At 37.1% G+C, this 13,278-nt stretch carries 12 protein-coding genes; 8 read left to right on the top strand and 4 right to left on the bottom strand.

Translation table 11 applies throughout. The features are described from left to right. Positions 1-27: 27 nt before the first annotated feature. From ctlX to SJY30_RS10050, 4 genes are all read left to right on the top strand, one after another. The gene (gene ctlX / locus SJY30_RS10065; RefSeq protein ID WP_396632088.1) at positions 28-957 is read left to right on the top strand and encodes a citrulline utilization hydrolase CtlX; all 930 of its coding nucleotides are present in this window, start codon (positions 28-30) and stop codon (positions 955-957) included. 112 nt (positions 958-1,069) lie between these two features. Continuing rightward, positions 1,070-1,672 (top strand): hypothetical protein, encoded by a 603-nt coding sequence (locus tag SJY30_RS10060; protein ID WP_396632087.1) that lies wholly within the window; start codon positions 1,070-1,072, stop codon positions 1,670-1,672. A 9-nt stretch (positions 1,673-1,681) separates the two neighbouring features. Further along, complete coding sequence (locus SJY30_RS10055; RefSeq protein WP_396632086.1) at positions 1,682-2,173, top strand: (2Fe-2S)-binding protein; 492 nt, start codon at positions 1,682-1,684, stop codon at positions 2,171-2,173. A 3-nt stretch (positions 2,174-2,176) separates the two neighbouring features. Beyond that, entirely contained in the window at positions 2,177-4,345 is a 2,169-nt protein-coding gene (locus SJY30_RS10050; protein ID WP_396632085.1) for a molybdopterin cofactor-binding domain-containing protein, read from the top strand. A gap of 21 nt (positions 4,346-4,366) precedes the next feature. On the opposite strand, the gene SJY30_RS10045 is transcribed toward SJY30_RS10050, so the two are convergent. From SJY30_RS10045 to SJY30_RS10035, 3 genes are read right to left on the bottom strand one after another with little or no spacing between them, the layout of a single operon-like run. Next, positions 4,367-5,803, bottom strand: a complete 1,437-nt coding sequence (locus SJY30_RS10045) for an SDR family oxidoreductase (RefSeq protein ID WP_396632084.1) — start codon at positions 5,801-5,803, stop codon at positions 4,367-4,369. Then, positions 5,803-6,315 carry a DUF1648 domain-containing protein gene (locus tag SJY30_RS10040; protein WP_396632083.1) on the bottom strand — a complete coding sequence of 171 codons (513 nt, stop codon included), beginning with the start codon at positions 6,313-6,315 and terminating at the stop codon, positions 5,803-5,805. The genes SJY30_RS10045 and SJY30_RS10040 overlap by 1 nt, the downstream gene beginning before the upstream one ends. Position 6,316: 1 nt before the next feature. After that, positions 6,317-6,742 (bottom strand): hypothetical protein, encoded by a 426-nt coding sequence (locus SJY30_RS10035; RefSeq protein WP_396632082.1) that lies wholly within the window; start codon positions 6,740-6,742, stop codon positions 6,317-6,319. 116 nt (positions 6,743-6,858) lie between these two features. On the opposite strand from SJY30_RS10035, the gene argS reads away from it, so the two are divergent. The 3 genes from argS to SJY30_RS10020 all read left to right on the top strand — a co-directional run bounded on the left by argS (position 6,859) and on the right by SJY30_RS10020 (position 11,180). Beyond that, positions 6,859-8,640, top strand: a complete 1,782-nt coding sequence (gene argS, locus SJY30_RS10030) for an arginine--tRNA ligase (RefSeq protein ID WP_396632081.1) — start codon at positions 6,859-6,861, stop codon at positions 8,638-8,640. Between the two features lie 272 nt (positions 8,641-8,912). Then, positions 8,913-10,250, top strand: coding sequence for a signal recognition particle protein (gene ffh, locus SJY30_RS10025; RefSeq protein ID WP_396632080.1), 1,338 nt, complete (start codon positions 8,913-8,915; stop codon positions 10,248-10,250). A 45-nt stretch (positions 10,251-10,295) separates the two neighbouring features. Beyond that, entirely contained in the window at positions 10,296-11,180 is an 885-nt protein-coding gene (locus SJY30_RS10020; RefSeq protein ID WP_036152216.1) for a bifunctional 5,10-methylenetetrahydrofolate dehydrogenase/5,10-methenyltetrahydrofolate cyclohydrolase, read from the top strand. 51 nt (positions 11,181-11,231) lie between these two features. Here the strand turns inward: SJY30_RS10020 and SJY30_RS10015 are convergent, their stop codons facing one another. Further along, a complete protein-coding gene (locus tag SJY30_RS10015; protein ID WP_396632079.1) occupies positions 11,232-11,378 on the bottom strand; it encodes a hypothetical protein in 147 nt (48 codons plus the stop codon). A 115-nt stretch (positions 11,379-11,493) separates the two neighbouring features. Here SJY30_RS10015 and SJY30_RS10010 point away from each other — a divergent pair, with 115 nt between their 5' ends. Then, the gene (locus SJY30_RS10010; protein WP_396632078.1) at positions 11,494-13,227 is read left to right on the top strand and encodes an alpha/beta hydrolase-fold protein; all 1,734 of its coding nucleotides are present in this window, start codon (positions 11,494-11,496) and stop codon (positions 13,225-13,227) included. Positions 13,228-13,278 lie beyond the last annotated feature (51 nt).

The following is a 13,278-nucleotide window of genomic DNA, read 5'->3' as shown; positions in this document are numbered from 1 at the left end:
ACAAACAACAATTTAATAAGTACCCCTATGCAAATAACAAATACAATACTGATGATTCGCCCGGTGTCGTTCAGAATGAATGAGCAGACCGCTGTCAATAACTACTTTATGGAAGATGTTGATATGAAGAATCAAGAAATAAATCAGAAAGCTCAAGAGGAGTTCGATGCATTTGTATCCGTATTAAAAAATAAGGGAGTAAATGTTATCGTTGTGCAGGATACCAAAGAACCTGATACTCCAGATAGCGTTTTTCCAAATAATTGGATTTCTTTTCATGCCAACGGTACCGTAGGTGTTTATCCTATGTTTGCAGAGAATAGAAGAAACGAACGTAGAGATGATATTTTTGAGATTTTAGAACAGAACGGTTTTAAAATCAATGATGTCGTTGATTATACTTCTGCTGAAGAAGAAGAATTGTTTCTAGAAGGTACCGGTAGCATATTAATCGACAGAGTAAACAAAAAGGCATATTGTGCATTATCTGAACGAGCAGATGAAGAGTTGTTTATTGAGTTTTGTGAAGATTTCGATTTCTTTCCCGTGATATTTACGGCTAATCAATCTGTTGATGGTAAGCGATTGACTATTTATCATACGAATGTAATGATGGCTTTGGCTGAAACTTTTGTGGTCATCTGTTCTGATACAATAGACGATAAAAAAGAAAGAAAAAATGTATTGGAACATCTTAAAAAAGATGGGAAAGAAGTGATTGTTATTACAGAGCAACAGATGCATCAATTTGCGGGTAATATGCTACAGGTTTTGGGTAGTGATGATAAGCGATATATGGTCATGAGTTCTGCGGCTTACCATAGTTTAACACCAAAACAAATTGCTCAAATTGAAAATCACTGTGCTATTTTACATAGCTCTCTACATACTATTGAAACATGCGGTGGCGGTAGTGCTCGCTGTATGATGGCAGAAGTTTTTCTTCCAAACAACTAGATAAAATATTTACCCTGTTAAAATTATATGTTTTGACAGGGTAACTTTTTTGTAAAGTATTCACTATCTTCAAGGAGCTTAGATGTTTTTTTTTTGCACTTTAAAAATCACTATGAAGGTAAAACCAATTTATATTTTTCTAACATTATCTGTCATGGGTTTGTTGTTCACATTAGCTAATACGCCCAAAATTTCAGCGTATGAATTGTTGGAAGAGCAATCTCAAAGTTCTAATGATGATTATGATATGATGATGGATGTACTTACTCATCAGCGTTGTATGAATTGTCATCCTAGTGATAACATCCCAAAGCAAGGCGATGATAGTCATCCGCATTATTTTGGTATGGCAAGGGGAAAAGATGACCATGGCTTTGAGGCTACTAATTGTAATACCTGTCATCAATCTGAAAATAATTTAAATTCTGGAGTTCCCGGTGCACCACATTGGGCATTGGCGCCAGCTTCAATGGCGTGGGAAGGATTGACAAGACAAGAAATTGCAGAACGTTTATTGGATAAAAACACCAATGGAAACAGAAGTCATGAGGAACTTGTTGAACATATGACCGAAGATGATTTAGTGCTTTGGGCATGGGAGCCAGGTATTCATGCAAATGGAGAACAAAGAACTTTGCCTCCGGTTTCTAAAGAAGATTTTAAAAAAGCTGTTGAAAACTGGTTTGCTAACGGGGCGGTAATACCTTCTAAATAATAAAATTTTATGAAAATTTCCTTAACTGTTAACGGTGAATTAAAAACTGTTGATATAGCAGATGAAAATACGCCTTTACTTTGGGTAGTTAGAGATACGCTAGACTTAAAAGGTACGAAATTTGGCTGTGGAAAAGCGGCTTGTGGGGCATGTACCTTACATGTAGATGGTGAAGCGGTGCGTTCATGTTCCTATCCTGTAAAATTTGCTGAAGGTAAAGAAGTGACTACTATTGAAGGGTTGGGAGACAAAGAAAACCCTCACCCTGTTCAACAAGCTTGGATCGAAGAAATTGTGCCGCAATGTGGCTATTGTCAGCCAGGTTTTATGATGGCAACGGCTGCCCTTTTAAATAAGGTGCCTAAGCCTACAGATGAAGATATAGATAAGAATATTATAAATGTTTGTCGTTGTGGAACGTATTACCGCATGAGGAAGGCAATACATAAAGCAGCTAATTTGCAGTTTGAAAAGGAAAATAATGAATCTAAAGAATTGTAATCCATGGCTGATAAAGAAAAAGGTTCAAAGAAAGTATCTAGACGTAGGTTTCTAGTAAAAGGTGGATTAGGTACTATCGGTGTGGTTGCAGTTGGTGCATATATTTTTAGAAATCCCATCCGTAGAGAGTTATTAGGATTTGCAAACTCTCTCGAAGCGCCATATACCGATAATACTGATAAACCTATGGTGTGGTTCGAAGTGACCAATAACAATGAGATACTACTGCATTCTCCTAAAATGGAAATGGGGCAAGGAACATTTACAGGAATAGCCCAAATGGCTGCTGATGAACTTTCTGTTTCTATGAGCCAGATAAAAGTTGTTCATGCTGCTTCATCTACCGGTAATGTTGATAGTTTTGCTACAGGTGGTAGTACTTCGATTTCTGGACTATGGAAACCCTTAAGAGAACTTGCTGCAATGCTGAGGGTTATGCTTATTAAAGAGGCTGCCCGTAAAATGAATGTGGGTATTGATGAACTTAATGTTGAAGACGGTGTCATATCCGGTAACGGAAGAACACTGACTTATGCGCAGGCAGCTAAAGGAGTTGAAAATTGGGAAGTGCCAGATGTTCCTTCGTTAAAAAATGCGAAAGACTATGAATATATAGGCAAACCTATTGCTAGGGTAGATTTGGATGCGAAAGTATTCGGAGATCCAATTTTTGGTATGGATGCAGAAATGCCCGATATGCTTTATGGCGCAGTGGTTAGACCATCTAAAATTGGGTCTACTTTTGTAAGCGCAGATACTTCTGCTGCAGAAAATATGCCTGGGGTGGTGAAGATAATTGTTGAAGATGATTTTGTAGGTGTAGTTGCAAATTCTATGATAGAGGCCGAGCACGCTAAAGATGCCATTAATGTAACTTGGGAAAGTTATGAAAATTTAGATACTGCTGCTATCACTAAAATGATGACGGTAGGTAACGGTAACTCTACTACAATACAGAAAAACGGTGATGCTTTTGATGAAGATGATGAATTTGAAACACTAGAATTTAGAAGCCCTATTGGAGCACATGCCCAAATTGAACCTAATGGTGTTGTTGCTTTTGTTGAAAGTGACAGTGCTACCATTAAAATTTCAACACAAGTTGTAAGCATTACTAGAAAAGAGGTTGCAAATCGCTTGGGCTTAGATACCGACAAGGTAAATATCGTACCTACTTATTTAGGTGGCGGATTTGGTAGAAGGTTACATACACCTCATGCTGTACAAGCTGCTGTAATGTCTAAAGCTGTAGGTAAACCGGTAAAATACTTTTTTAGTAGAAAAGAAGAATTTCAGCATGATATGTTTCGCCCGCCAACACACCATATTATTAAAGGTAAATTGAATAGTGAAGGATATTTAGATACGCTTGAACATGAATTTGTAAGTGGCGATGTGGCTACGGATTCTGCCTTGATACCTAATGCACTAACTAACTTTTTAGGTGCCGATGTTGGTGCTATTCGTGGTGGATTCATTCAGTATACGGCTATTCCTAATTTTAAAACGGTGTATTGGCATGTGGTGTTGCCATTTGCAACCAGTTGGTGGCGTAGTTTGGGCTTGTTAGCCAACACATTTGCCATGGAAAGTTTTATAGATGAAATGGCGCTAAAGGCCAATAAAAATGCGGTAGACTTTAGATTACATCAAATAGGTGAAGAGCCGATAGATAACCGTTTAAAAAATGTGATTATGGCTGCAGCTGAAAAGGCAAATTATAACGAAGAAGTTGCTAATGGTCGTGCAATGGGGTTTGCCGCTTCCATAGATGCAAATACACCTTGTGCTCAAGTAGCCGAGGTTTCTATTGTTGATAACGAAATTAAAGTGCATAAGGTAACCGTGGCTATGGATCCTGGTTTAGCGGTAAATCCTGATCAGATACGTGCCCAATGCGAAGGTTGTGTAATAATGGGGATGAGTGCTGTGCTTTACGAGCAAATGTTTGTAGAAGATGGGGAATTAACTCCGACTATCTATGGACCATATCAAATGGCTTTGATGAAGAACGCCCCTAAAGAAATTGATGTGGTTTTATTGCAAGGTAAAGATACTCCCGGTGCTGTAGGTGAGCCACCGTTAGGACCTATTGGTGCCGCCATTGCTAATGCAGTAAGGCGTTTGACGGGGCAGCGTTTAACAGAGCTGCCTTTGAAATTATCGAAGTAGGTTTAATGTAAGGGTGTTGTATTACTTAGCATTTTTTTGATTGGCAATATTCTTGATCATACCGCCAAAAATGAAATAGTGAAACGGTACGATGCTATACCAATATAAACGTCCTCTTAGCCCTCTTGGTCTAAAAGTTGCGGTTTGGTGTAGCACATTGTTCTCATCTATTTTAAACTCTAACCAAGCTTCACCGGGTAATTTCATTTCAGCAAATAGTAATAGTCGTTTTGCTTTTTTATCTGCTAATAACACCCGCCAAAAATCTAATGAATCACCTGCAAATATTTTATGGGCATGGGTTCTTCCTCGACGTAGACCCACACCGCCAGAAAGCTTGTCTATAAAACCTCTAATTTTCCATAGCCAATTACCATAGTACCATCCCGTTTCGCCACCAATACTCCAAATACGTTTCAATACTACCTCTGGGTTAGATATTTTTTGCTGCTTGTAATCCTTTAGAATGCCATATTTTGGTACTTGTATGTGCTTTTCTAAATTATCGACGATGCGACCGCTGATCATACTGTCTTTCCAACTACTAATGACTAAGTTCTGCTCTATTTTTTTAAAAGCTAGATCAATGGCTTCTTTATAGGTATGTGGAGTAATACCAAGTATTTCTTGCAAGCGAGTGTCTTTTGCTACGACTTCGATTTTCATGCTGTCCACTAGGTTCAATGCAAGCTTATATGACGTTGAGGTTACAAAATATAACCAGTATGAAGATAGTTTTGGAGTCATAACGGGTACGGTCCAAATCCAGTTTTTAAAGCCTCTGACTTCAGCATATTTATGTAACATTTCTTTATAGGTGAGTACATTGGGTCCGGCAATGTCGAAGGAGTCGTTATATGTTTTTTCATTTCCCAGAACTCCTGTTAGAAATGCAATGACATCACGTATGGCAATAGGTTGCGTTTTTGTCAATACCCATTTAGGGGTAATCATAACCGGAAGTTTTTCACATAAATCGCGTATGATTTCAAAAGAGGAACTTCCCGACCCTACAATAATACCTGCTCTTAGTACTGTTAACTTGAAGTTACCTTGATATAAAATGTCTTCTACGTTTTTTCTAGATTGTAGATGTTTAGAAAGATTATTATCATTTACGATTCCGCTTAAATATATTACTTGTTGAATTTGAGTTTCAGCAACATACTTATTGAAGTTTTCGGCAGTTTTAGCCTCCATTTCGTCAAAATCTTGTGTTGATGAACTCATGGAGTGAATTAGAAAATAAGCGGCATCTATATCTTGTGGAACTATATTTTCTTTGGGTTCTTCTAAAAAGTCAATTTCAATGACTTTTATTTGTTGCCTAGTTTCTTTATCTACAGAAAGTCTGGTTTCATCACGTACCGCACAAACTATTTCATGCCCCATTTCTAATAGTTGCGGTAAAATGCGCATCCCTATATAACCATTGGCTCCTGTAAGTAGTATTTTCATTATTTGGGTATTTTGAACATTTTAAAAATGTAATAGAGGGGTAGCAGGGTTGCAACAGCTACGATTATTATGGATAGACTTGATATTTTAAAACCTAAGTCTATTTTATGAGCTAGTAAAATAGTTTCTACAATTGTTGGCGCGGCTATAAGTGATATTAGCAAATTCATGTATATCAGCATTTGCAATGACATTTTATAAACTCCTGTAGCATTATGCTTCGTTACCTTAACAGGGTAATTCATATTCCATGGCTTAACATTTTTTATGATATAAGCCAAAAGGGCGTAAGTCAATGCCATAATAATTGGCAAAGTCCAAATTGAATTTTTATTCCCATAACCATCAACGTCTCCTTTATAATTAAAATGTGCGGGAATGTTATCTGGCAAATCAGTATAAAAAACACCAATAATTATAAAATTCATTAGTATCATGATCCACCCGATAGCAATTTGTCTTTGCTGATTTTTGGTCAGTTTTATATCTATTTTGGGTAAATCTGCGAACATATTATAAATCTTCAATTGACGTTGGTGAGTTGTCCGCTTTGTAACTTAATATTTTTTTAAAGAACTTCTGTACGGCCTTTGTGTCAGATTCCACTTTAATAAAATAATTGTCTCGGTAGATCGAATAAACAGATGCTTCGCCTTTATACATCGTTAGTTTGTAATAAGGTATGATCAATGCGTAAGATTCCAATAAGGATCTAAACCCAACTATAATTCCCTTGGGTCTCATTTCAATATTACAGGTATCTCTATTGTTGTCTAAAATTAGCAGGTTTCTTATCTCAACACTTGTTTCTGTAATGATCAATTTTGGAGAGCCAATACCGCCCATCGCCCAACGTTGCTTTAAGGTAAACGGCTTACCTACCGCATCATCTATTTTTCGATTAGCCTCTTTATTGTTGTAAGATACATTTACAAGCATATGAATTCAATTACGTTGATTTCATTAAAGTTAGCGAAAAGCCAAATGAATACAGCATCTGTTTACCTTAAAAGCCTAAAAAATGATTAGTTTTGCAGCCTTAATTAAACGTTTTGGTGAATATTCAAGTGGTACTATCAGATAAAGTAAAAGAAGCGGTAAAATCTATTTTTGACAAAGAATTGCCGAATGTAGAATTTCAACCTACACGTAAAGATTTTGAAGGGGATATCACTATTGTGGTTTTCCCCATGTTGCGCGTGGTCAAGGGCAATCCAGTTCAAATTGGTGAACAAATTGGTGGGTATTTAGAACAGCACGTAGATGCCGTAGCAGGCTTTAATGTTATTAAAGGCTTTTTAAATATCGTTATCAACGATGGTTTCTATTTAGATTTTTTCAATTCAATTTCTTCAGTGGAGAATTTCGGATTTGTAAAAGAGTCTAAAGATGCCGTAATGGTAGAGTATTCTTCTCCTAATACCAATAAGCCATTACACTTAGGTCATATTCGTAATAACTTATTAGGATATTCCGTTGCTGAAATTTTAAAGGCATCGGGTAAAAAAGTGTACAAGACCCAGATTATTAATGATCGGGGAATTCATATTTGCAAGAGTATGGTAGCTTGGCAGAAATTTGGAAACGGAGAAACACCAGAATCTACGGGGCTAAAAGGCGACAAGCTAGTTGGTAATTATTACGTTGCTTTTGATAAAGCATATAAAGAACAAATAGCAGCATTAGTAGCTGAAGGTATCGATCAGAAAATTGCAGAAAAAGAAGCGCCACTTTTATTGGAAGCCCAAGAAATGCTTTTAAAATGGGAGTCTGGTGATGAAGAGACCGTAGCACTTTGGAAAACCATGAACGGATGGGTATACAAAGGTTTTGAGGTTACCTATAAGAATTTAGGTGTTGATTTTGATAACCTATACTATGAAAGTGATACCTATCTTTTAGGTAAAGATGTTGTTGCAGAGGGATTAAAAAAAGGAGTTTTCTTTAAAAAGGACGATGGTAGTGTCTGGATCGACTTGACCGAAGACGGATTAGATGAGAAAATTGTGCTTCGTTCAGATGGTACAGCGGTTTATATGACCCAAGATATTGGCACTGCTATACAACGTGTAAAAGACCACCCAGTTGTAAATGGTATGGTGTATACTGTTGGTAACGAGCAAGATTATCACTTTAAAGTATTGTTCTTAATTCTACAAAAACTAGGATTCTCTTGGTCGAATAAATTACACCACCTTAGTTATGGTATGGTCGATTTGCCTAGTGGAAAAATGAAAAGTAGGGAAGGTACCGTGGTAGACGCCGATGATCTTATGGTGGATATGACGCAAACTGCTGCAAATATTTCAGAGGAGTTAGGTAAGCTTGACGATTATAATGAAGAAGAAAAGCAATCGCTTTATAAAATGATCGGTCTAGGAGCTTTAAAATATTACATATTAAAAGTAGATCCTAAAAAACGAATTTTGTTCGACCCAGAAGAGTCGGTAGATTTTCAAGGGAACACTGGTCCCTTTATTCAATATACTTACGCACGTATTCAGTCTATATTAAGAAAGGCAGAAAGTATGGGTATCAATATTTCTAAAGATGCCAATGTTACGGAACTTCATAGCAAAGAAAAGGAGTTAATCAAACAACTTCAACTATTCCCAGATACCATACAATTAGCTGCAGATAATTATAGTCCGGCTTTGATTGCCAATTATACGTATGACTTGGTTAAAGAGTTTAATTCGTTTTATCAGCAGGTATCTATTTTAGGTGAAGTAGACGATGAGAAGAAAATTTTACGTGTACAATTGTCTAAGAAGGTTGCTGAGGTAATACAAGATGCATTCAAATTATTGGGTGTAGAGGTACCTGAGCGTATGTAGTTCAACTAAAGACCAATTAAATTTTCCATATTTAATTTTCTCGAACAAAAAGCGTAAATTAAGCATGCAAAAATTTAGGTGAACTTGTTTTCAACGAAACAGGTAAGAGTACAATCGGTAATACCGAATATGAAATCACCTTTTTTGCCCCACAAGCAGCAATAGAGCATCTTTTTTTTAAATCGATGCTCTTTTGTTTTGTTATTTTGTGGTACTTGCTACGGAATTAGCATTGATATTATTAAATTTGTAGCCCCTTAAAAAAGAAAAGAATGTTCGATAATTTAAGCGATAAGCTAGACAAGGCTTTACATGTACTAAAAGGACATGGTCAGATTACAGAAATTAATGTTGCAGAGACTACCAAAGAAGTACGCCGAGCCTTATTGGATGCGGATGTTAACTTTAAAATAGCCAAAGAATTTACCAATAGGGTAAAAGAAAAGGCGTTGGGGCAAGATGTATTGACCACCTTACAACCTGGTCAGTTAATGGTCAAAATCGTAAAAGATGAGCTTACCCAATTAATGGGTGGTGAGTCAGAAGGTATTAATCTGTCCGGTAATCCATCGGTTATTTTAATGTCTGGTTTACAGGGTTCGGGTAAGACCACTTTTTCTGGTAAACTTGCGAACTTTCTTAAAACTAAAAAAACAAAGAAGCCCTTATTGGTCGCTTGTGATGTATATCGCCCTGCGGCAATTGATCAGTTACATGTAGTAGGTGAACAAATTGGTGTTGAGGTATTTTCAGATAGGGAAAATACCGATCCGGTAGCCATTTCAAAAGCAGGTATAGCTCATGCAAAGGCTAATGGACATAACGTGGTCATTATAGATACCGCTGGTCGTTTGGCGGTTGATGAGGCTATGATGAATGAAATATCAAATATTCATAAAGCTATACAACCTCAAGAGACCTTGTTCGTTGTTGATTCTATGACCGGTCAAGATGCTGTGAACACGGCAAAAGCCTTCAACGATATCTTGAATTTTGATGGTGTTATCTTAACCAAGTTAGATGGTGATACCCGTGGTGGTGCCGCTATTTCCATTAAATCTGTAGTAGATAAGCCGATAAAATTCATTGGTACCGGTGAGAAGATGGAAGCTATTGATGTTTTCTATCCATCACGTATGGCAGACCGTATCTTGGGTATGGGTGATGTGATATCACTTGTAGAAAGGGCTCAAGAACAGTTTGATGAAGAGGAGGCTAGAAAAATCCAAAAGAAGATTGCCAAGAATAAATTCGGATTCGATGATTTTCTGAGCCAAATTCAGCAAATCAAGAAGATGGGTAATATGAAAGACCTTATGGGGATGATTCCTGGTGCAGGAAAGGCCTTAAAAGGTTTGGATATTGATGATGATGCCTTTAAGCATATAGAAGCTATAATATATTCAATGACTCCAGATGAGCGTTCTACGCCTTCTAAATTAAACGCAAGTAGAAAAAAACGTATTGCAAAAGGGTCTGGAAGGCAGGTCCAAGAAATCAATCAGCTTTTAAAGCAGTTTGATCAAATGAGCAAGATGATGAAAATGATGCAAGGCGGTGGCGGTAAGAAGATGATGCAGATGATGGGCGCTATGAAAGGAATGAAATAAATACCGAAATACACAACCGAACAACATAACTTAAAGGAAGCTGGCATGGAATTATTGGATGGTAAAAAAGTATCCAACGAAATTAAAGAGGAAATCAAGGCGGAGGTGGCCAAGATGAAAGAACGAGGTGAAAAAGTACCGCATTTAGCAGCAATTATCGTTGGTAGCGATGGGGCTAGTTTAACCTACGTAGGTAGTAAAGTGCGTTCTTGCGAGCGTATTGGTTTTGAATCTACCTTAATTCAAATGCCAAGTACTACCTCTGAGCAAGAATTATTGAACAAGATCAAAGAATTGAACGTTGATGATGATATCGATGGTTTTATTGTTCAATTACCCTTACCTGAGCAGATAGATACCCAAAAGGTAATTATGGCCGTAGATCCAGATAAGGATGTAGACGGATTCCACCCTACGAACTTCGGTAAAATGGCTTTGGATATGAGTACGTTCATACCTGCTACTCCGTTCGGTATTCTTGAATTATTGGAACGTTACAAAGTAGATACAAAAGGTAAACATACCGTAGTTATTGGTCGTAGCCATATTGTTGGTAGACCAATGAGTATTTTAATGGGTAGAAAAGGATGGCCAGGTAACTCTACCGTAACCCTTACCCATAGTCATACAAAAAACATTACACAGATTATCTCACAGGCAGATATTGTAATTTCAGCATTGGGTGTTCCTAAATTTTTAAAGGCGGAAATGGTAAAAGATGATGCCGTTGTAATTGATGTGGGTATTACTAGAGTACCAGACGAAACTAAAGAAAAAGGATACTACATTACTGGTGATGTTGATTTTGAAAACGTAAGTAAAAAAGCATCATACATTACTCCCGTTCCTGGTGGGGTTGGTCCTATGACCATTGCAATGCTATTGAAAAATACATTGCTGGCTCGTGAGAGACATAGAAGTAGAAACTAATTTCTATAGAAATTTATAAATGAGCCTTGCAATAGTATTGCAGGGCTTTTTTTATGCCGGTAATTTCTTTATAGTTATTCCGGTTTCGGTAGTGTCATTTGGTATTAAGATATCGATGTCATTACTGTCATCATAATCGCAGCTTGCTAGTACGGTTATTGAAATTCCTATGAGTAAAGTATAAAGTAATTTTTTCATAATAAAGGATTTATCCTGTCAAATAATTATTACATGTATATAAAACGGTGAAATATTAGTCTTGGTATTTGATGTCAATTGAGAATGCTGTACCTTTTGTGAAACAATTATCCTTATGAGAAAAATTCTTTTGATACTAGTGGTCGTTGCTTTTGTAATAGGATGTACGGAACCTCCTAAATTAGAGCATAAATTTTCAATAAAGGTTAGTTATTCAGCTGAGGTAGATTCCTTGGCTAAAGATGGTCGTTTGCTGCTTATGCTTTCTACAGATGATAGTAATGAACCTCGGTTTCAGATTAATGACGGACTCAATACGCAACTGATATTCGGAGTTAATGTGGAGAACTGGGCTAAGGATTCAGTCATAACTTTTGATGAAACGGTTTTTGGTTATCCGTACGAAAGCTTAAAAGATGTTCCACCGGGCGAGTATAATGTACAGGCACTTTTGAATGTTTATGAAACTTTTAATTTGTCTACCGGTCATACGGTAAAGCTACCTATGGATAATGGCGAGGGACAGCAATGGAATAAATCACCTGGCAATTTATATAGTAAACCATTTAAAATTAGAGTTGCCGGTAACGGATTTGAAAATGTGTCGGTGGATTTAGATCAGGTGATTGCACCAATTGAAGAGCCAGAAGATACTAAGTGGATTAAGCACGTAAAAGTGAAGTCAGAAAAGCTTTCTGAGTTTTGGGGACGTGATATTTTCTTAGGAGCGCATGTATTGCTGCCAAAAGGATTTGAAGAACATCCGGAAGCTAAGTATCCGCTGATGGTTTTTCACGGTCATTTTCCTTCAGATTTTGGCGGATTCAGAACTACGCCTCCAGACCCTAATATGAAACCAGAATATTCAGAACGCTTTAGCTTAGAAGGTTACAATATAATTCATCAGCAAGAAGCTTACGATTTTTATAAACGTTGGAACGAGCCAGATTTTCCAAGATTTATAGTGTTACAAATTCAACACCCAACCCCATATTATGATGATTCTTATGCGGTGAATTCTGCAAGTCAAGGTCCATATGGCGATGCCATTACCTATGAATTGATTCCTGAAATAGAAAAACAGTTCAGAGGAATGGGCGAGGGTTGGTCTCGTTTTCTTTATGGTGGTTCAACTGGTGGTTGGGAAGCTTTGGCAGTACAAGTAAAATACCCAGATGAGTATAACGGTTGCTTTGCGGCATGCCCAGATCCCATAGATTTTAGAGCATATACCTTAACGAATATCTATGAAGATGAAAATGCCTACTTCTATAAGAGTGCACATAAAACATTAGAGGTGCCATCGCATCGTAATTACCTAGGTCAAATTCAATCTACCTTAAAACAAGGAAATCATTTGGAATTGGTATTGGGAGATAAGTCTAGATCAGGACAACAATGGGATATTTGGGAGGCTACTTATTCGCCACAAGGGGAAGATGGCTACCCAGAGAGAATTTGGGATAAAAGGACAGGTGATATTGACCACGAGGTGGCTGAATACTGGAAAGAGAATTTCGATTTAAGACATATTCTAGAACGCGACTGGGATAAGTTAGGTGATAATTTAAAAGGTAAAATTCATATCTATTGTGGAGATATGGATAACTACTATCTTAATAATGCTGTTTACCTAATGGAAGACTTCTTGGAGAGTACTACAGATCCATATTATGAGGGAGAGGTGAAATATGGAGATAGAGACGAACATTGTTGGAACGGAGATCCAGATCAACCAAACGCTATTACTCGCTTAAGATATAATACGATGTATGTGCCAAAGATTATGGAGCGAATAGAAAAAAGTGCACCCAAAGGGGTAGATTTAACCAGTTGGAGGTATAAGTAGGAGTAATGGTTTTAAAAATATCAATATCACTTCGAGTATATTTTTTTTGAG

Origin of the sequence: Maribacter sp. R86514 (genome assembly GCF_044597005.1) — a bacterium.
Classification (GTDB): Bacteria; Bacteroidota; Bacteroidia; order Flavobacteriales; family Flavobacteriaceae; genus Maribacter.
Note: the sequence above shows the minus strand (reverse complement) of the source record. Positions and strands in the feature narration are given on the sequence as shown.

Excerpts from the sequence above, each read along its gene's own strand:
- ctlX (WP_396632088.1), top strand. The coding sequence starts at position 28 with ATGCAAATAACAAATACAATACTGATGATTCGCCCGGTGTCGTTCAGA.
- SJY30_RS10060 (WP_396632087.1), top strand. The coding sequence starts at position 1,070 with ATGAAGGTAAAACCAATTTATATTTTTCTAACATTATCTGTCATGGGT.
- SJY30_RS10055 (WP_396632086.1), top strand. The coding sequence starts at position 1,682 with ATGAAAATTTCCTTAACTGTTAACGGTGAATTAAAAACTGTTGATATA.
- SJY30_RS10050 (WP_396632085.1), top strand. The coding sequence starts at position 2,177 with ATGGCTGATAAAGAAAAAGGTTCAAAGAAAGTATCTAGACGTAGGTTT.
- SJY30_RS10045 (WP_396632084.1), bottom strand. The coding sequence starts at position 5,803 with ATGAAAATACTACTTACAGGAGCCAATGGTTATATAGGGATGCGCATT.
- SJY30_RS10040 (WP_396632083.1), bottom strand. The coding sequence starts at position 6,315 with ATGTTCGCAGATTTACCCAAAATAGATATAAAACTGACCAAAAATCAG.
- SJY30_RS10035 (WP_396632082.1), bottom strand. The coding sequence starts at position 6,742 with ATGCTTGTAAATGTATCTTACAACAATAAAGAGGCTAATCGAAAAATA.
- ffh (WP_396632080.1), top strand. The coding sequence starts at position 8,913 with ATGTTCGATAATTTAAGCGATAAGCTAGACAAGGCTTTACATGTACTA.
- SJY30_RS10020 (WP_036152216.1), top strand. The coding sequence starts at position 10,296 with ATGGAATTATTGGATGGTAAAAAAGTATCCAACGAAATTAAAGAGGAA.
- SJY30_RS10015 (WP_396632079.1), bottom strand. The coding sequence starts at position 11,378 with ATGAAAAAATTACTTTATACTTTACTCATAGGAATTTCAATAACCGTA.
- SJY30_RS10010 (WP_396632078.1), top strand. The coding sequence starts at position 11,494 with ATGAGAAAAATTCTTTTGATACTAGTGGTCGTTGCTTTTGTAATAGGA.